Annotated in this window: 14 protein-coding genes and 1 pseudogene; 6 read left to right on the forward strand and 9 right to left on the reverse strand. The window is 70.2% G+C overall.

Annotated features, from left to right (window positions below; genetic code table 11):
- Positions 1-39: 39 nt before the first annotated feature.
- Positions 40-1,245, forward strand: a complete 1,206-nt coding sequence (locus OG440_RS36465; protein WP_406011028.1) for an acyltransferase family protein — start codon at positions 40-42, stop codon at positions 1,243-1,245.
- 119 nt (positions 1,246-1,364) lie between these two features.
- A complete protein-coding gene (locus OG440_RS36470; protein ID WP_406011029.1) occupies positions 1,365-2,660 on the forward strand; it encodes an MFS transporter in 1,296 nt (431 codons plus the stop codon).
- Here the strand turns inward: OG440_RS36470 and OG440_RS36475 are convergent.
- The 3 genes from OG440_RS36475 to OG440_RS36485 form a co-directional block, all read right to left on the reverse strand.
- Positions 2,593-4,605 carry a hypothetical protein gene (locus tag OG440_RS36475; RefSeq protein ID WP_406011030.1) on the reverse strand — a complete coding sequence of 671 codons (2,013 nt, stop codon included), beginning with the start codon at positions 4,603-4,605 and terminating at the stop codon, positions 2,593-2,595. The genes OG440_RS36470 and OG440_RS36475 overlap by 68 nt on opposite strands.
- Positions 4,602-5,048 carry a hypothetical protein gene (locus OG440_RS36480; RefSeq protein ID WP_406011031.1) on the reverse strand — a complete coding sequence of 149 codons (447 nt, stop codon included), beginning with the start codon at positions 5,046-5,048 and terminating at the stop codon, positions 4,602-4,604. Before OG440_RS36480 ends, OG440_RS36475 begins: the two co-directional genes overlap by 4 nt.
- A gap of 610 nt (positions 5,049-5,658) precedes the next feature.
- Positions 5,659-8,829: an NACHT domain-containing protein gene (locus tag OG440_RS36485; protein WP_406011032.1), complete on the reverse strand. Its 3,171-nt coding sequence runs from the start codon at positions 8,827-8,829 to the stop codon at positions 5,659-5,661.
- A 289-nt stretch (positions 8,830-9,118) separates the two neighbouring features.
- Between OG440_RS36485 and OG440_RS36490 the strand changes: the two are divergent.
- Positions 9,119-10,392, forward strand: a pseudogene (locus tag OG440_RS36490) (M1 family metallopeptidase).
- 346 nt (positions 10,393-10,738) lie between these two features.
- Here OG440_RS36490 and OG440_RS36495 read toward each other — a convergent pair.
- The 5 genes from OG440_RS36495 to OG440_RS36515 form a co-directional block, all read right to left on the reverse strand.
- A complete protein-coding gene (locus OG440_RS36495; protein ID WP_406011033.1) occupies positions 10,739-11,449 on the reverse strand; it encodes a GNAT family N-acetyltransferase in 711 nt (236 codons plus the stop codon).
- Entirely contained in the window at positions 11,449-12,315 is an 867-nt protein-coding gene (locus OG440_RS36500; RefSeq protein WP_406011034.1) for a class I SAM-dependent methyltransferase, read from the reverse strand. Before OG440_RS36500 ends, OG440_RS36495 begins: the two co-directional genes overlap by 1 nt.
- Before the next feature lie 331 nt (positions 12,316-12,646).
- Positions 12,647-13,036 (reverse strand): hypothetical protein, encoded by a 390-nt coding sequence (locus OG440_RS36505; protein WP_406011035.1) that lies wholly within the window; start codon positions 13,034-13,036, stop codon positions 12,647-12,649.
- A gap of 270 nt (positions 13,037-13,306) precedes the next feature.
- Positions 13,307-13,801 carry a DUF3237 domain-containing protein gene (locus OG440_RS36510; protein WP_406011036.1) on the reverse strand — a complete coding sequence of 165 codons (495 nt, stop codon included), beginning with the start codon at positions 13,799-13,801 and terminating at the stop codon, positions 13,307-13,309.
- On the reverse strand, positions 13,798-14,274 hold the full coding sequence (locus tag OG440_RS36515; RefSeq protein WP_406011037.1) for a nuclear transport factor 2 family protein: 477 nt from the start codon (positions 14,272-14,274) through the stop codon (positions 13,798-13,800). Before OG440_RS36515 ends, OG440_RS36510 begins: the two co-directional genes overlap by 4 nt.
- An 87-nt stretch (positions 14,275-14,361) precedes the next feature.
- Here OG440_RS36515 and OG440_RS36520 point away from each other — a divergent pair, with 87 nt between their 5' ends.
- Positions 14,362-15,033, forward strand: a complete 672-nt coding sequence (locus tag OG440_RS36520) for a TetR/AcrR family transcriptional regulator (protein WP_406011038.1) — start codon at positions 14,362-14,364, stop codon at positions 15,031-15,033.
- Positions 15,034-15,207: 174 nt separating this feature from the next.
- Here the strand turns inward: OG440_RS36520 and OG440_RS36525 are convergent, their stop codons facing one another.
- On the reverse strand, positions 15,208-16,497 hold the full coding sequence (locus tag OG440_RS36525) for an FAD-dependent monooxygenase (RefSeq protein ID WP_406011039.1): 1,290 nt from the start codon (positions 16,495-16,497) through the stop codon (positions 15,208-15,210).
- 288 nt (positions 16,498-16,785) lie between these two features.
- On the opposite strand from OG440_RS36525, the gene OG440_RS36530 reads away from it, so the two are divergent.
- Both OG440_RS36530 and OG440_RS36535 read left to right on the forward strand, forming a co-directional pair.
- Entirely contained in the window at positions 16,786-17,451 is a 666-nt protein-coding gene (locus OG440_RS36530; protein ID WP_406011040.1) for a nitroreductase, read from the forward strand.
- A 461-nt stretch (positions 17,452-17,912) separates the two neighbouring features.
- Positions 17,913-18,317, forward strand: coding sequence for an ATP-binding protein (locus tag OG440_RS36535; protein WP_406011041.1), 405 nt, complete (start codon positions 17,913-17,915; stop codon positions 18,315-18,317).
- Positions 18,318-18,658 lie beyond the last annotated feature (341 nt).

Genomic DNA, 18,658 nt, shown 5'->3' on the forward strand with positions numbered 1-18,658 from the left:
CCTTCCACCCTCCCGCTCTCACACCTCGAGGTGACCCTCGTGTCCGTTGACTCCGCCGTGCCCGGGCGCTCGTCCCGGCTGCCCTCGCTCACCGGGATGCGGTTCTTCGCCGCCTTCCTGGTGTTCCTGTTCCACCTGTCGCTGCTCGACGCCTACTCCACCTCCGGCCAGGGCCACGGCCCCTTCGCCTCCGCCCTGAAGAACGGAGGCTGGGCGGGCGTCACCTTCTTCTTCATCCTCAGCGGCTTCGTCCTGGCCTGGTCCGCCCGGGACAACGACACCACCCGCGCCTTCTGGGGGCGCCGCCTGGCCAAGGTCTACCCCAACCACGTCGTCACCTTCTTCTTCGCCCTCGCCATGTACGCCTACGCCTCGGCGACCTGGGGACGCGGCGTGCCCAACTTCCTGCTGCTCCAGGCGTGGATACCGAAGGCCGACGTGTTCTTCAGCGTCAACAACCCCAGTTGGTCGCTCTCCTGCGAGCTGCTCTTCTATCTGCTGTTCCCGCTCCTGCACCGCTCGGTGCTGCGGATCCGCGCCGAGCGGCTGTGGTGGTGGGCGGCCGGGACCGCCACGGCGATCGTGCTGTTGCCGCTGCTCGTCCAGCTGCTGCCCACGGGGGAGACGTTCGGGCCGAGCCACGCCAACTCCCCGCTGTACGGTCACTCGATCACCCAGATGTGGCTCGTCTACATCTTCCCGCCGCTGCGGGTGCTGGACTTCCTGCTCGGCATCCTGATGGCCCGGATCGTGCTGACCCGCCGCTGGATCGGCCTCGGCGTGCTGCCCGCACTGGCCTTCACGGTGGCCGCGTACGCGCTGAGCCTGCGCGTTCCGTTCCTCTTCTCGCTGAACGCGGTCGTCGTGATTCCGTTCGCCCTGCTCATCGCCGCCGCGGCGGCACGGGACGCGTCGGGGCGGGGAACCGCGGTGGCCGGACGTGTGTGGGTGTGGCTGGGCGAAGTGTCCTTCGCCTTCTACCTGATCCACCAGGTCCTGCTGTCCTTCACCCAGGAACGGCTGGGCTTCAGGGAGGCGGACTCGCTCGCGGCCGCCATCGGCGTGGCCGCGCTCGTCGCCACGGTGAGCCTGCTGCTGGCCTGGCTGCTGTACGTCGGCGTCGAGCGACCCGCGGTGCGGGCCTGGGCGCGCCGCGCGCGGGCGGCCCGGTCGCCCGGGGCGCCGACAGCCGTCCGTTCCCCCCGCGACGACAGCGACCGGCCCGTCACCGTCGGCACCACCTGAGACCTCACGCTCCCGTCGCACCCGCCGAATGCGCGGTGCGTCCCCGTCCGGCGCGGAAACGTCTGCTTCCGTGCCGGACGGCGGCCGCGCCGCGCGGTGACGGCCACCAAGGAGATCCCATGCCGCTTCCCGTCTTCGCGATGATGCTCTGCACCTTCTGCATCGGAACCGCCGAGAGCGTCATCGCCGGCATCCTGCCGGCCATCGGGCACGACGTCGGCGTCTCACTCACCTCCGTCGGCATGCTGATCAGCGTGTACGCCGTCGCGGTCGTCCTCGTCGGTCCGTTGCTCACGGCGGCCACCGGCCGGTTCCGCCGGACGCTGCTCATGCCGGGCATGATGGCCGTGTTCATCCTCGGCAACGTACTGGCCGCACTCGCCCCGGACTTCCACTGGCTGGTCGTCGGCCGGGTGTTGAGCGCACTGGCGCACTCCACCCTGATCGCCGCCTTCGTGGCGACGGCACGGGACATGGCGCCCGCCGACCAACGGTCCGCGTGGGGGGCCAAGATCACCCTCGGCATCGGTCTGTCCAGTGTCGTCGGCGTCCCCGCCGGCACTCTGATCGGCGACCTGTTCGGCTGGCGCGCGACGTTCTGGGCGCTCGCGGCGCTGAGTCTGGCAGCCACCCTCCTGCTCGTACGGCGCGCAGTGCCCGAGGCCCCGCCGGTGACACCCGACCACCGGCGGCCGGCCCCCGGCGTCGCCCGGGCCCGGTTCGTCATCCCCGGCCCGCTGCTGCTCGTCGCCCTGGTCATCGTGCTCGGCACCGGAGGGGTGTTCACCCTCTACACCTACGCGTCGCCCTACCTCACGCAGGCCGCGGGGTTCGGCCCGCAGAGCGTCACCGTGCTGCTACTGATCTACGGCGCGGGCGGCATCGTGGGCAACACGGTGGGAGGCCGGGCAGCCGACCGCTCCCCCTACGCGACCGTGCTCGTCACCCTGGGCGCGTCCACGACGGGCCTTCTGCTGCTCGCCCTGCTGCCCGGCGACCGATGGGCCGTGGCCGTCCTCTTCTGCCTCCTCGGAGCCGCCTACTTCGGCACGATCCCGGCGCTCAACACCCAGACCGTGACGACCGCCGGCCCGACGTCACCGACGATGGCCCTGACCATCAACAACTCGGCCTTCTGCGTGGGGATCGCGCTCGGGAGCTGGCTCGGGGGCTTCCTGCTGGCCCACGGCCACTCACTGCCTTCGGTGGCCGGAGCAGGGGCGACGCTGACCGCTGCGGCCGTCCTGCTCGCGACCGCCTGCCCCGGCCGGCGTAACAGCCCCGCGACCACCACCCCACCCACGGCCCGAGTGGCGGACACGACCGAAGGACGCGGCTCCCGGCTGATCACTCCGGCCGACGGGCCAGCCGCTCCTGGAGCCGGACATGCCGGAACTCGTACGCAGGCCCGCTAGCCCGCAGCAGACCGCGCCGGTGCGCGTCGTCCAGGAAGGCCATCAGGCGCAGGGGTGTGCCCTCGCGAACGGAGAGTTGTACGGCGGTCAGGGCGGTGGCGACGGCCGCGTTACCGAGAACGCCGGCCACGAGGGCGTGGCCGCTGCCTACGGCCACGCCGAGGGCGAGACCGAATCCCGTTCCGTTCGACATCGCCGCCACCCCTCCGGTGTAGAGGCCCACGGCGCCGCCGGCCAGCAGCCCGAGGGGGAACAGCATGCGCGTGTGATGACGCCAGACGTCCCTGGGGCCGAGGACCCTCGTCGCGGTCTCCAGTTCCGGGATCATGTCGCGCGCGAACCGTGCCAGGGGGAAGGGCGCCACGATGGTCCTGGCCACCAGGTCCGCGGCACGCCCCCGCAGCAGTATGCCGCCGAATCCGTACGGCAGCCCCAGCAGGCAGCACTGAAGCAGGCCCTGCGGATGGCCGGCGAGACGCAGCACGAGCCAGGTCAGCCCGGTCACCGTGATCCAGTCGAACAGCCCGCCCGTGATCGCCGGGAGGGGAAGGACATCCCGCCAGCCGGCGCTGGTCAGCCGCTGCTCATAGTGGAGCCGGGACACGCGGATACCGGCGTCGAGAGTGCCCAGGGTCCACCCCGACAGGGCGGCGCCCGCGGCCCAGAGCGGTCCGATCCACGGTGCGAGGGCGAGGACGACGACCGTCAGGTACACCGCGGTGACGGCGGTCCCCGTGATCCACGTCCTTGACCGCCGCCCCGGCCAGGACGGAATCCGCCACCAGTTCAGTGCCCAGGTGCCCTCCTCGGTGAGCCGCGCGGCAAGATGCCGAAGCGTCCGTTCGGCCGTCTCGGGGGAGTAGGGGCGGCATCCGTGGGGCCGCGGCTTCCTTGTGTAGGCCGCAGCGACCGCTTGATCGAGCAGGTGGTCCCGGACGGCGTCGGGGCCGTCCAGGCCGAACAGCTCCTCGACCGGCCCGTCGGGCGCGTAGACCTCCGTCAGGAGACTCACCGTCAGGGGATCGGCCAGCGCCCGGGCCACTGCGCTGTCCGGCTCCTCCAAGAGCTGCCGGACGAGCTCCTGCCACGCCGCGGGTGCCGGCTCGCTCAGCGAGTCGAGCAGGTACTCGGCGGCGTCGGCGGGCCGCACCGGTTTGAGCTCCAGGGCGACGGCACCGGTCGGCAGCTCCCGCTTGGCCGTGTCCGCGGCCTCCTCGGTGCGGGAGAGCAGGACGAAACGGAACGGCGCGGACTCCAACGCGGCCAGCGCCAGGGCCCGGACCTCCTCACCGGCCTCGTCGAAACCGTCGAGGAACAACGCGATCCGGCCCGTGGCCAGTAATGGGCGGAGATACCTGTGCCCCTTGTGCATACGGGACAGCCGTTCGACCGCCCAGTCGACCACGTCCCTCCTCCCGTCGCCCGGCGCCCAGCCGTCCAGCGTCATCAGCACCGGTACCGGGATTCCAGACCTGTGCGCCGCCCTCGCCGGGTCCGCGCGGTGGTGCAGAGCAGCTCGAAGCAGCACGACCGCGGCCGACGTCTTGCCGGCCGCAGCGGGCCCGACGATCATCAAACGTCCCGAGGCCAGGCCGCCGTACACCCGGTGCAGATCGGTCAGGTCGCCGCCCGCACGCAGGCTCATCTCGGTCACCGGGGCCACCCCGGGCAGCGGTGGAAATCTCGGCGTGCCCCGCTCGGCCACGGCCGCGGCGACCCTCGTCGTGAGCCGGTGCAGGCTCACCTGCCAGTGCACGGGCACCTGACTTTTGAGCAGTCCCCGGCTGCCCGCCTCCCTGTGCCAATGTCTGTCCACGGCATCGGCCAGCTGGTTGGCGGCCCGGTCCAGCTCGCTCTCGGTGATCATGACGGTCGTGTGGCAGATTTCGGCGTGGCTGCCATGGCCGTTCAGGACGACCGCGGGCCTGAAAAAGTTGTTGATCACCCGGCCGTCCCGAAGTTGACCACCGCATGGCTGCGCGCGCCGTTCAGGACCACGGGGGAACCACCGTGGAAGTTGTTGACCACGCCCGATCCTCCGGAGGCACCGTCGGAGGCGAACTCCCGCGCCAGCGCCCGCGCCTCGATCGCCACCCGGAGCCGCTCGGCGGGTTCCATGCTCTCCAGCATCTCGGCGAACTCCGCCGTCCACCTCCGGGTGTGCTCCGCGCGCACCCGCTCCCGCTCGTCATCGTCCGGGGCTGCGTCCAGTGCGGCGACGGTCTCCTCCCAGCTCGCCTCCACCTCGCTCTGCCGCTCGGTGCCGCCCCGGCCGAGAAGCCGGGTGACCCGGAGCACGCCGGCGTCGTAGCTGTGGTTCAGCGCCGCTGCGAGCACCGTGGTGCCGCAGAACGCCGCCAACTCCGGGACATCGTTCAGCCAATCCATGGACATGTGTACCCCCCATCACATGCGGGTCTCCCTCCCGCATTCGAACCGATGGTCTTGCCGCCGTCGATCCCCGCAGAAACTCCCTACTTGTCGACCACGGCATCGACCAGACTAAGCCCACGGCCACTCTCCGCTTTCGAGTGGGATACGCCCTGTTACGAAACCGAGGTATGTGAAGCCGTCGGACACCCCGGCTCGCACGCTCGCCGTCCGACGTACCGGCAGCACCGTGCAGCAGCGGTCGGGCACGTGCCGGACGACGTCGGTCACGAGCTCGCTCACGCTCAACTCGACGGCGAAGGCCGGCTCCGGTACGCCTCACTCGGGCAGCAGCGAGCGGACGATCCGGCGGGGGTGGCCGCTTCGGGCATCACCCTTCCGCGCCTGGGGGGTCGAGCATCTCCAGCCGGACGGAACGCACCCTCAAAGCCCTCATGCCGGCGAACCGAGGACGTTGAAGTGGTCCATCACGAGATCCTGACGGGCTTCCTCTCCCTCGAGATCCGGGTCAAGTGGGGGGAGGAGTGGAGCAGCCCGGGTCGTTTCCACGGCTCCCCGACGAACATGGTCGTCAGGCGACTGCCTCGCTGTCCGCCGGCCCGCCTGCTCACTCGGGCGAGCCGGTGGTCGGAGCACGATGGCGCGCGATCAGGGCCTGGTCTTCCGCCGATATGAGGGCGTGCACCAGGGGGCGGTGGGACGCCAGCGCGTGGGACAGTGCGTCGAAGACCGTCACCGGCAATGGCTGTGTCCTCTCGCTGTCACCGAACACGAGCTGAACGAGTCGTTCCAGAAACAGCCGGACGTCGGTGTGTGCGTCGCCGGGGATTCGCTCCCTGTCCTGGCCGAAGGCCGTGAGAAGGGCGTGCACGGCCGACACCAGCTGGGGGTGGCGCATGTCCATCAGCAGTCGCGATCCCCGGAGCGCCCGGTCGTAGAGATCGCCGAGCTCCCTGCCGCTCATGGTCGTGCGATCGGCCAGCAGCAGTTCGAGCAGGTCGTGGGCGAGCGAAGAGGCCGGAGCACCGTCGACCGGACTGAACACGGTCACGGCCTGGCCGAGCCACCGGAACACCGGGTCCAGGGCATGCCGCATCACCGAGTCGTTGGTTCCGCCGGACACGGCCGTCTTGTGCCACAGCTCGTCCCAGTACGACCGTGACCAGCCTGGGCCTCCGCTCCCTCGCGGATAGCGGAAATGCCAGTTCATGTCGAGCGGCTGCGGTGGGACGCCCGGCTCGGAGCGCAGCGATATCTCCAGGCCCCGGCCCTCGTCGTCCCACGTGTGACGCACGTCGACGGACAGAGCGAAGTCCGTCCACTGGCTCTCGTTCATCGCCGAACGCCACAGCAGGCAGTGCCGGTGCCAGGCACCCGGCGGGTCCGCGGAGCCCGGGAACAGCTCGGCGGCGGAGCAGCGCTCGGCGAACAGCACCGTCAGGAGCACGAGGTTGGAGCCGTACAGGCCGTGGCGTGTCGTGGTGCGCAGGAGGGCGGGCCGGTAGGTCGGGTGCTGGTCTCCGGTGCGCGTCGCGTGCTGGGTCAGGACCTGGATGAGGGTCCGGGTCAGCCGGCGCCGTTCCGCCGCGGGCAGCCTGCCGGTCAGCGACCGCGCGAAGCGCAGCATCTGCCGGGACGCCAGGGAGGTGTAGGACAGCAGTGCGTAGGCGAGGTCGTCGTCGATGCGGGTGTCCCCGAGGGAAAGCGCGGGGCGGGGTGCGAGCAGGTCGGTGAGCAGGTGCAGGGTGAGGCGCACGGCCAGATACTCGCCGAAGGTCGCGTGCAGGAACTCGTAGGTGGCCAGTACCTGGCCGTCGCGTACAGACTGGGCTCGCTGGACGAAGAAGAAGCGGCCGAGCGCCGTTTCGGCGGCGGTGAGCGGGGTGCGGAATCCCGGAGGTCGCACGGGCTGTCTGCCCAGTACGGCGGTGAGGTCCTGCTCGAGTTCGTCGGCCGACACCCACTGGCGGCCCCGGTTCAGCTGGGCGAAGGCCACGAGCGACAGACGTTGCAGCTCCTGCTCGACGAGGGCGGCCGTGTCCTCATCGGGAAGGGCATGGAGGGTGGTCTTGCCGACCTCGCGCCGGGCGAATGCGGAGAGCAGCTGCTCGTACAGCTCGGTGACGTCGAAGTCGTCGGCGCGCCGCAGAGCGCCCTCGGCGGCGTCATACAGCGCGAGCATCGTCAACAGCAGCGGCTGGACCGCGAGTTCGGCGTGCCGTTCCAGATGCTGCCAGGTGAGCGGGCCGCGGCCGTGCGCCGAGGATCCGACCGTGTTGGCCTCGTTCCACACGGCCAGCCACGTCGTGATCTGCTCGGCGCGGAAGGGCTCCAGGCGCAGGACGACCATGCCGGTGGGGTATCTGGCGCGGTCGGCCACGGAGGTCCGGCTCGTCACCAACGCCAGCACGGGCCGCCCCTGATCCGCCTCACGCCGCTGGAACTGGGACACGCGCTCCAGGAAGTTGGTCTGGTGGACGCCGGTCGTCTGCAGCAACTCGTCGAAGCCGTCCAGGAGCAGGACAGGAGTACTGCCGCCCGCCGCGCGCACCAACTCCGGCCAGCTGACCCGTTCGCCGGTGGAGGCGCGGATCGCCTGTTCGATCTGGTCCTGCAGTTCGTCCTCCACCCGGACGTCCCGCAGCGGTACGCGCACGGGGAGGAAGCCGACGGAGGGGAGCCGTGCGGCGAGCACCCGGGTGAGGGCGGATTTGCCGGCACCGGGCTGGCCCAGGATCAGCAGGGGAGCCTCGGCGAGATGAGGAGAGGTGAGCGCTCCCGCCAGGTAGCGGGTGAGGTCCCGGCGGAGGGGCAGGCGGCTCCACCACTCGTGGTCGGCCGGTGCGGCCTGCCCGGAAACGGCACTGACACGGAAGTCCGGGTCGAGGTAGAGGTCCTGAAGGGTGGGGATCCTGATGCCGTCCGGCGCCGACGCGGCGTCCAGCACCGGGTGAGCGAACGCCGCCCGGTGAGCGCGCGCCAGCGCGGAGGCCACGTCGACCGGCGGGCGCAGCGCCTCGGCGGTGCGGGTGAGGAGCGTCTCGATCCCGGACAGGGCACGGCCGACGTCTGTGTGGATCGCCTGCTGCGCCACATGCGTGACCCAGAAGCCGAATTCGGGCGCCGCCCTGGCGAGCTCGACGTACAGACTCTGGTACCGGTCGACAGCTGCGCGCGGCAGGTCATCCATGAGAGCCGCATGGGCCCGAACGCGCCGCACCGCGTCCAGGTGCTCCCACAGAGCAAGACCTTGCAGGAAGCCGCAGAACCTGCGGGCGTAGTCCGCGTAACTCCCGAGCAGCATCGCGGTGAGCGCAGAGGCCCGTATGTGCGGTGCCGGGCAGGGCAGGTCCGTGGCGAGCAGCAATGACACCAGGTCCGACGTCTGCGGGGTCGAGCCCGATTCCGTTCGAGCGACGGCAAGTTGCTCGTCCCGGGTCAGTCGCACCTCGGCGAGGGTGAACGGAAGCTCCATTTCCTCCATCGCCTCGAAGAAGGCCACCACGACGATGACCGTGTGCGCCGCGCGCAGCACATCGGTCCGCTCGGCACGCCCCTGGGTACGGTCCAGACGGGCGCCGACACCGCGGATCGCGTCACGTCCGAGGCCCAGGAGGCGTCCGTTGGCGTCGGCCATGCCGATCACCGTGCCGCTGACCCCGGCGGTCGCCAGATTCAACGCCCCACCGAGCGCCCGATCCAACGCCGCCAGCCGCGGCGGCTCGGCACCGAGAAGCACCAACGCATCGGCGAACGCCAGGAGTCTGCGTGCCACCATGTCCCTCACTCCCGCATGTGTACAGGCTCGGCCAAGACCGACGCTACCGCGCGTGGGTAGGCCCGTCGGCCGCATGCGGAGGATCGCGAGACGGCGTGCTCAACGCCGGCTGAGGCGTCCGTGTCGCACCGGATCTCTCAAGACCACCGCGCGAAGCGTTCGGCAACCGCGCGTTCGGCCACGAGGGACTGCGGGACGACATGGGAGGAAGGTCTGCCCAAGTCGGTTACGTGTCCCGTGTGTTGTGGCAGTATCGGCTGGCGTGTCGCCGTCAGCCGTGTGGTCGCTCATGCCCGGTCGTCGTCTCTTCGTGGTGCTGTTCGTCCTGCTGCTCGTGCTGCTCGCGGCGGTCGGAGCCTGTGTGAGCGAGGCCGGCGCGGCAGCCGGGCCGGGGGTGTCCAGGGCCGCGGCCACGCCCGACCGCGCCCGCTACGACGTCGTGCTGCGCTCCGACGCCGACGGCAGCCACTGGACCGGACGGCAGCGGGTCTCGTTTCGCAACGCGTCCGATCGGCCTCTGCGCGAGCTGTACCTACGGCTGTGGGGCAACGGCGAGGACAAGTGCGGCACGCCCGGTGTGCCTTCCCCCGTCATCGTGTCGAGGGTGGAAGGCGGCACACCGGAGCGGCCCGCCGTGGACTGCACGGCCCTGCGCATCGCCTTGCCGAAACCGCTCGTGCGCGGCGAGCGGACGTCCGTCGCGTTCGACGTCTCCATCGCCGTGCCCGACCGCAATGCCCGCTTCGGCCGTGAGGACGCCTACCGCTTCCTCGGCAACGCGTTGCCGGTGCTCGCCGTGCACGACGCGAAGGGGTGGCACCTCGACCCGTACGTGGCGCTCGGTGAGAGCTTCTACGCCCTGACGAGCGACTTCCGAGTCCGTCTCGACCACCCGTCGGCCCTGAAGGTGCCCGCGACCGGTCACACCCGGACCCTCCCCGGCGGCCCCGGCCGCACGGTCACCCTCAGCGTCGCGGACCGGGTGCGGGACTTCGCTTGGGCCGCCGGCCCGTTCCGCACGGCGGCCCGGACCACGCCCGGGGGCGTGCGCCTCAACCGTACGGACGCCGAGGCCGCGATCGACCGGTTCGGCCGGGAGTTCGGCCGCTACCCGTACGGCGAGATCGACCTCGTGATGACCCCGGGGTTCGGTGGCGGCATGGAGTACCCCGGTCTCGTCCTGCTCGGCACCACCGAGGAAGGGAGCGCCGTCGTCCACGAGGTGGCGCACCAGTGGTGGTACGGCATCGTCGGCAACGACGAGTACGCCTCACCGTGGCTGGACGAGAGCTTCGCCCAATACGCCAACGCCCGCTTCTACGGCTGGGAGACCGGCGACTGCTGGTCGGAGGTCTACTGGCCCGACGACAACGCCTCGCTCACCGCCTCGATGGCGCCGACCTGGAACACACCCTCGGCGCCGACACCATGGCACGGCTCCTCAAGCGGTACGCCCAGGACCACTGGGGCGGCGTCTCCAGCACCGCCGACTTCAAGAAGGCCGCCCAGTCCATGACGGACGAGGACCTCGGCCCCTTCTGGGAGTCCCACCGCATCCGGTGATGGCGGGTTCGCCGCAGGCCGAGCCGCGTCGGATCTTCGACGGGGGGCACGTGGGCGGCGGGTCCGGGGCCGAGGCATGCTGCGGAGGGGGCGCCTGGTATGTCCTCGCGGGCGGGCGGGGCCGCGCGTCGGCTTCCGCGGGTCCGGGCTGCTGGACCCACGAGCAGGTGCGCAATCGCCCCCTGCACACCGTCTACGGCGCTGGTGGGTCCATCCGGCCGACCCGGTGCTCCGGATCGCGCACGGGGCGCCGGACAGCGGCGGCGAGTCCGTGCCGGAGGTGGTTCCGCGGCCGGCTGACACGCCCAGACACCCCACGGAGGCCCGGGGGCCGGCACGACCGTCATCAGTTCGCGGTGGGGCTGCATGTCGCGCGGATCGGCCTGTTCTGGCGCAGTGCTTTCCAGTCGTCCTCGAGGATGGAGTACTGGAGCATGTCGTGCCAGATGCCATCGACGTGCGCGAAGTGCCGTAGTCGCGCTTCTCTGATGAATACACCGCTCTTGTCCAGGGCGCGGATCGCCGCGGTGTTGGTGGGCATCAGGAGGCACCACATGCGGTGCAGGGCGAGGCGGTCGAAGGCCAGGACAGCGAGGAGCGAGCCGACCTCCGCACCGAGGCCGGTGTTGGTGTGGTCGGGGCTCAGGGCGATGCCGAACTCGGCGGCGCGGTGGTTGCAGGCGACGAATTGGTCGGCGGAGGGTGGGGTGAGGGAGAGCTTGGCGGTGCCGATGAGTTCGTCGGTGTCACGGATGACGACGCCCAGCCGGTAGAAGGTACGGGGGGCCTGCCGGGCTTGCGTGCAGGCGTGGTCGATCACGGCACGTGCGTCGGCGGCGGTCAATGGGTGGGAGCCGTAGCAGCGGGTGGTGCGGGGGTCGCCGAAGATGTCCAGCACGGCGTCGGCGTCAGCGTGTTCCAACTCGCGCAGGCGCAGGACGGTTCCCTCCACCGGCACGAGGGGAGGCTTCGGGACGGACGTCGGTGGCCGGGGCGGCGCCTCGGATCGGGGCGTGTTCACGCAGCTGTTCTCGGCCTTGTCGGGAGGGGTGGTCATCAGGGCTCCTCGCGGGTGTGTGATGGCTGGGCGGCGGCGGGCCGGCCAGGGTGGGGGACGGGTGCGAAGAGCAGCCGGGTCACGGACAGGGGCCCGTACGAGCGCAGTCCGGGCACACGGTCGATCACAGGTGCCACCACGCCCCACCACAGGCCGGCTCCGCGGGGCACGCGCACCGGTAACGCGGCGGCCACCCCCGGACAGGCCCGCAGTTCGCGCAGGCGCGCGGGTGTCATACCCCACGACATCGGCGGCGGCCGGTACCCGGCCGGATACCGGAACCAGCCATGGACGGTGCCTGCGGCGAACCATGCCGGTGGGGTGTCGAACACCAACCGTGCCCGCGGCAGACGCACCGCGCACGCCTCCACCAGAGCTCGCACACGGTCCCAGGCCATATACATCAGCACACCCTGTGCCAGAACGAGGACACCTTCCGAGGCGTCGACCTCCCCCGTCCACCGCTCGTCCAGGAGGCAACCGGTCAAAGTCCGGCACCGGTCGGTGTCCGGCAGCAACCGGCGACGCAGTGTGGCCGACTCGGCGAGTTCGACCCCCAGCCACCGCACCAGGCCGTTGTCCACTCGCCAGAACTGAGTCTCCAGCCCCTCGCCCAGACAGACCACCGTGCCGCGTGGATGCCGGGCCAGGAAGGCGCGCACCTCCCGGTCGTAACACCGCGCCCGCACCGCCATGCCCCGGGCCCATCCGCGGTTGTCCGTGCCGAAACGCTGCGCGAACGGGTAGTCCAGGGCCTCGACCAGTTCGATGGCCTTGGGATCGGCGAGGCCGCATTCGGGATCGCGGGCTGCCAGGGAGCGGTGGTACAGCGTCCACAGCGCCGTCTCACCCACCGAATCGGTCATCGGTTCCCGCCCCAAGAAATCCACGGCCTCAACATGCCGCACCGCCTGTGGGCCGACCACGGATAACTCGGGACAGGACGTAAACCACCCGAACGGATGGAAGGTTGAGTCGCTCCTCGACTGGTCAAGGAAGAGGGCATGTTGTCCGGCTTGGCGCCCGGCCCGGAGAAGTGAGCGCATCGATCACCTCGGGCTCCTGTTCTTGCCTGATGATGCGGATGCGGAATGTCCGCCGTCGGGTCGGCCGTGAGCCACCGCGGGTTCCGAGGGGGCCGCCGAGCGCCCGCACGGCGGAAGGGCCTGGGGATGCAGCCCGAGAGGGTCTGGCTGTTCAGACGCGGGTGCAGGTGTGGATGGTGGTGCTGCCGCTGGTTTCGATGTGCCGGATGCGCAGTACGCCTGCCTTGCTCGTGTAGTCCACGTCCAGCTTCTGCCCTTCTCCGGTGTCGGACTGTCCGGGCGGTTGCCACGGCAAGGCCAGACTGATGGAGTCGCTCACCGTCTCAGGCACGTCGGTGGCCGCGGCGTCGGTCAGGTCTTCGGGACTGTTCGGTGACTCGGGCACCTGCAACGCCAGCCGACCGCCCTGCAGCGCCCATGTCCCGCGCCATGCGTCCTGGCCTGGCCAGTCGATGGTCCACACCCCGGCGCCGACCGTCACGGTGTAGGTGCCCTTCTCACCGCCGACCGACGTCGACTCGACGTTCCACCGGCCACGCACGAAGGCAGCGAACGCCTTGCCGGCGGGACCGGATGTGCCCCCGTCAGCCCCCTGGCCTCGGTTGTCCTCCTGCTCACTGTTCCCTGCCTTGCACGCAGCGAGCAGGGAGGCTCCCACACCGATGGCGAGGTAGCGAAGGGCGGTTCGGCGGCCTACCGTGCGGGCAGCGGCCCGTATGTCACGCACGCTTACTGTTTCCCCGTTCGTGTCAGAGATGAGCGACGCTCGAACTTCGTCGGTCCGGCGTCGGGTTCTGGGATGGGCGGTCGGTCATGTGACTTCCGAGACCCGGTAGGCGATGCCGCCCTCGACGAGGTATCCCGACCCCACGCAGACGATGTCGTTGAGCCAGGCGTACCGAGGTGCTCCTGTTTCGAAGAGCGGATTCGTACGGAAGTAGTAGCTCGCGGGGTCGACCTCATGCCGCTTCGCACCGTCGGCGAGGTCACCGCGCAGTTCGGGCCGGGTGACCCATCGGCCGCCGTACGTCATGTGCAGCAGGTTGCCGTCGTGCGTGCGCAGGGTCAGCCGGACATCCAGTGCCATCACCCCGTCACGGCGGAACAGGGCCCAGTCGCCGCCGCCCGGCATCACCTCCCCTCGTAACCTCGGCCCCTCGAAAGTGCCACCGGCGGCCCCGAAGTAGACCCTGCGGCCGAGCGGGCCCTCACCGACGTCCAACCGTGGGTGGAGGTCGACGACCATGTCGAAGAGGGGGAGAGTGGTGATTGTGCCGACGTCTTTCACGCGGGGATCCGCTGTCATGTGCCCTCGCCCTCGGTGGCGGGACGTGAGAGGCCGCGGAACAGGGTGCGCCTGACCGCGTCGGTGGAAACCCCCGACTGGGAACACAGCTCCGACAGATCGAAGGAGAACCGCTCACCCGCGATCAGGTCGTCCCTGAAGGTGAATCGGATGTCCACCGGCAGCGCGGCGCGTCGGCCGTTGGCTGTCACGCCGAAGCGCTCGCCCGTCAGGGTCATCCGGGCCGTACCCCAGCAGACGAGGGTGTCGCGGTTCGCGGCGTGGCCTTCCAAGGACACCGCGTAGTCCGGGAAAGACGCGAAGAACCGGAGCAGTGCCTTCTCGTTCTCGGCCGCACCGCGGGCCGTGGTCGCGAGAGCCGGTGCCTCCAGCACCATGTCCCGGTGGAAGAGTTCCATGGCCGCAGGCACGTCCTGCCTGCTCTTCGCGACGGCCAACGCCTGCGCCAGTTCGAGCATCCGATGCCCGTCCAAGTGTGCACACCCCCGTGTCTTGTCCGTTGAGAAAGTAAACGTACGACCGTACGTACGTTGAATCAAGGGCTCTGGCAAAATGACGTGATGAGCGAAGGCGGACAACGGCCGGTGGAAGACGAAGACGTCGACCGTGACGGCATCGACGTGGCGACCACGGATCGGCGCCTGCTCAAGGGCGCACGGTCCAGGCAGACGATCCTGCGCCATGCCGTGGACGTGGCATCGCTGGAAGGGCTGGCCGGGCTGAGCCTCGGCCGGCTCGCCGGCGATCTCCGCATCAGCAAGAGCGGCGTGCAGACTCTCTTCGGCACCAAGGAAAACCTCCAGACCGCCACGGTCGCGTACGCGCGTCAGCTGTTCGACGAAGCCGTCGTACGCCCCGCGGAGAGCGCGCCGCGCGGCGCGCCGCGGCTCCGCGCCCTGATCGAGTCCTGGATCGAGTACGCCGCGGCGCCGCTGTTCCCGGGAGGCTGCTTCTGGGCGGCGAATCTGGCCGACTTCGACAGCCGGCCCGGACGGGTCCGCGACGATCTGTTCCGCTGTCAACGGGACTGGCGCGCTCTTCTGGCCGGGGAACTGCGCCACGCCTCCGCCTCCGGGGGGATCGCCGCCCTCGACGCGGACCTCACGGCTTTTCAGCTCGATGCGGTCCTCATCGCGGCGAACACGGCGTTGCGCCTCGGCGCCGAGGAAGCCGAAGGGGTGGTGAGCAAGGTCCGTCGTGTGGCTGAGGGGTTTCTGACTCCGCCAGGCTGATACGAGGCCGCGGAGCACGGGTGGACCGGACCACCGAGGCGCGACTGGCAGACGGCGCTCGCTGCCGATCCCGAGGTGTTCATCGCCTCCGCCGTCGACGCGCGATCCAGCGCACTCGGGGCTTGCACGCGATGGACGCGCGGCGGAAAGGTCGGCGAGTGGCCGGCCTTGCGCCTACGGCTTGGCTGACGAGGTGATCGGCGATCCGGCCGGGGTCGCGGAGTCCGGCGTCCCTGCGTAATCGGGCAGTTCGATGCCGTTGATCGCGCGCCCGACCAGCTCGGTGAACCATTCGCCGGCGAAATCGGGGCGTGGCTCGGCGTCTGGCCCGGGGACGTCGCGGCTGCGGGCGTTCAATCGGCCGATCTCCTGGTTGGCCTCGACGAACGAGCGCATCCGCGCCTCGTAGCGGGTGAAACCGGTGTGGGGGTCCCATCCGGCGGCGGCCAGCTCTCCGGCCAGCAGGTAGGCGCCGACCAGGGCCAGCCCGGTGCCCTGCCCGGACATCGGCGACGAGCTGAACGCCGCGTCCCCGAGCAGCCCCACCCGTCCGCGCGACCAGCGGTCCATCACCACCTGGGCGACCTGGTCGAGGTAGAAGTCCGGGGTGTCGTCCAGGTGCGCGAGGATGCCCGGGGTCAGCCAGCCCAGGCCCGCCATCCGCTCACGCAGCCAGCGCTTCTGGGCCGCGACGTCACGGTAGTCGACGTCGAAGTCAGCCGAGGGGAGGTAGAACATGGCCATCGCCCGGGTGGCGTCCTGGATGGGGCGCAGGAGGGCTGAGCGCCCGGACTCGTGGTCCTGGTACTCGAGCAGCCAGCGCTCCAGCCCGAACTCGTTGGGCACACTGTAGAAGGCCAGTACGTGCCCGAGGTGGCGGAGGAACCGCTCATGCGGTCCGAAGATCATCGCGCGCAGCTCCGAGTGCAGCCCGTCGGCCCCGATCACCAGGTCGAAGCGCCGCCGGTCGCCGCCCGCGAAGACCACGTCGACCCCGTCCGCATCCTGGGCGAGCTCGGCGATCCGGTCGCCGAAGATGTACTCGACGCCGTCGCGGGTGTCGTCGTAGAGCACCTGGGACAGGTCCCCGCGCAGGATCTCGATGTCAGCGATGAACCCGTCGCCACCGTCGTCGTCCGCGCGGAAGGTCTCCAGCACCTGCCCGTCCGCGTCCACAGTGTGCGCGCCGGCGGTGTCGGTGCACGCCGCGCGCACCGCCGAGTCCAGCCCCATACGCCCGATGACCTCCTTGGCGACCCCGCGCGCGTCCACCGCCTGCCCGCCGGGACGCAGCTCGGGAGTCCGCTCCACCACGGTCACCTCGGCCCCCCGCCGGCGCAGCCAATGGGCCAGCGCGGGTCCCGCGATACTCGCCCCCGCCACCAACACCCTGGGACCACTCACCCGGGTCCCCCGCACGCCGGTCCGGATGGTGTGCTCCTGCTCGGAGTCGTCGACGCTCATCACTTTCTCCCTGTGCTTCCTCCTGTGCTGGAACGTTTCCCGCACAGGCCCACCGCTGGCGGTGGATCCAGAGGTATCGACTGCGGATCCGCACCACACTCATCGGTACGGCCGAAATCGCGTCCGCTCCCGCAAGCACCCTGAACTCGGCATGAGCACGCGAAGTCGTAGCCCCGTTCTTCTTCCGGCTCATCGCCGGCTGCGAACGGACGCCAGAAGCTCAGCAGCAAGTCCGGGGCGATGAATGAAGCGTCGTCGTCTGGATCTTCCTCGGAGGACGGAGAAGACGTGGATGTGTATGAAGCCGTGGACAGTCGCAGGGCTGTGCGGGCGTTCAGCGATGAGCCGGTGTCCAGGAAGGTTCTCGAACGAGTGCTGGCGGCAGCGACGCGGGCTCCGTCGAGCGGGAATCTTCAGCCGTGGCATGTGTATGTCGTGACCGGCGAGCCTTTGGCCGAGCTGAAGAAGCGTGCGACGGTCAGGGCACTGGCGGGAGACCCGGGTGATGAGCGGGAGTATCCGATGTACCCGGCCGGACTGGCGTCACCGTACCTGGAGCGATTTTCCGCTGCGGCCGCCCAGCGATACGAGGCACTGGGGATCGAGCGTGACGATCCCGCCCGGCCCGTGAAGATCGCTGCCTTGAACTCTCAGGCGTTCGGGGCGCCGGTCGTGCTGTTCTGCTACCTCGACCGGACGATGGGGCCGGGGCAGTGGGGGGACGCAGGGATGTACTTGCAGACGGTCATGCTGTTGCTGAGGGCGGAAGGGTTGCACAGCTGCCCGCAGGTGATGTGGACGATGTATCGCGAGACCGTCAGCCGGATGGTCGGAGCCGATGACGATCTCGTGCTGTTCTGCGGTGTCTCGGTGGGATTCGAGAAAGTAGGCGTGCCCCGGCTGCGTACGGGGCGGGCGGACATGACAGAAACGGTGAGCTTCGTCGGAGCGTGACCCGCTGACCGGTGATCATCCCAGCAGACGGGTGGTCAGTCGGCGCCGCTCCGCTCATTCATCAGGCTGGCCGGCACTGCGCACAGCGCGCCGGCGACGGGCCGGATGGGGGTGACGGCGGCGGTGAAGGCGATGCGGCTGCGCCACCGACGAAGCCCCACGCCTGTCCCAGGCGGCGCACATACCGGAGCAACCGTCGGGACAGCGCGCCCAACGCCCGGCCCTCGGAGAGACTCACGCCGATCCCCCGCTGTGACGGAATCTGATTCCGCCGGCGCCCTACGGCTCGCCACCACCGGTCCCGTCGATCTCCCCGTGCACGGCCCTTCACAGGATCTGCCAGTCGTTTGGCAGACCTGGATGGTTCACCAGGCAAGCCGGGGTACCCGAAAGATGGCACTGCCACCGGTTGTGCAGCGTCAGGAGCAGCGGCAACCGGCCACCGAAGCTGGAGAAACTTCGTGAACGGCGAACCGACCACCTCATCATGCGAGTCACGTTTCCCCGCGGTCGCGGCGAGCATCGCGGCCGCCCGGCACTGGGTCCGCGACTGCGTGGAAGGTTTCGGCGAGCCGCTGCGCCGGCACGGGATGATCCAGACCGCCGAACTGCTCGTCTCGGAATTGATCACGAACGCCATCCGCCACGGCGCAGGCCCACCCCTGATCCGGCTTACCTGGAACGGCCGCTTGCTGCGCATCGCGGTCAGCGATGACAGCGACCTTCGTCCGCGCATACGTGCCGCCAAGAACACCGAGCCCGGCGGCTTCGGCATGCAGCTCCTCGAACGACTCGCCCAATGCTGGGGCGTCAGCGCGCGCCACCCTGGCAAAACGGTCTGGGCCGAACTCAGCCTGGACGCCTGACCCAGCTGTCGAGCCGCGGACCCGGCACCGGAAAGTCCCGGCGCCCCGAATGTCGATCACGGCTACCGCACGCTGATCACATAGGTGTCGCTGTGTGACGGGCAGGTGACAAGAGACCGGCCGGCACTGCGGGTGCCGGTCCTCGGGTTCTGGGCGTTGCCCCCTTCCAGGGCTCCCGGCTCCCGCCATCGTCGGCCCGCCCGCCCCTCTCGAGGGGCGCTTCGCCGTTGGGCTCCTCACCCCCTAGAACTCGTCGGACCAGTGCATCGCGTGCAGGTCGATGGCCTCGCCGGGCACTCTGGCCCAGGAGCTGCTGTCCCGCCGCCCGCAGCGGGACAGCA

It is taken from the genome of Streptomyces sp. NBC_00637 (assembly GCF_045161545.1).
GTDB lineage: Bacteria > Actinomycetota > Actinomycetes > Streptomycetales > Streptomycetaceae > Streptomyces.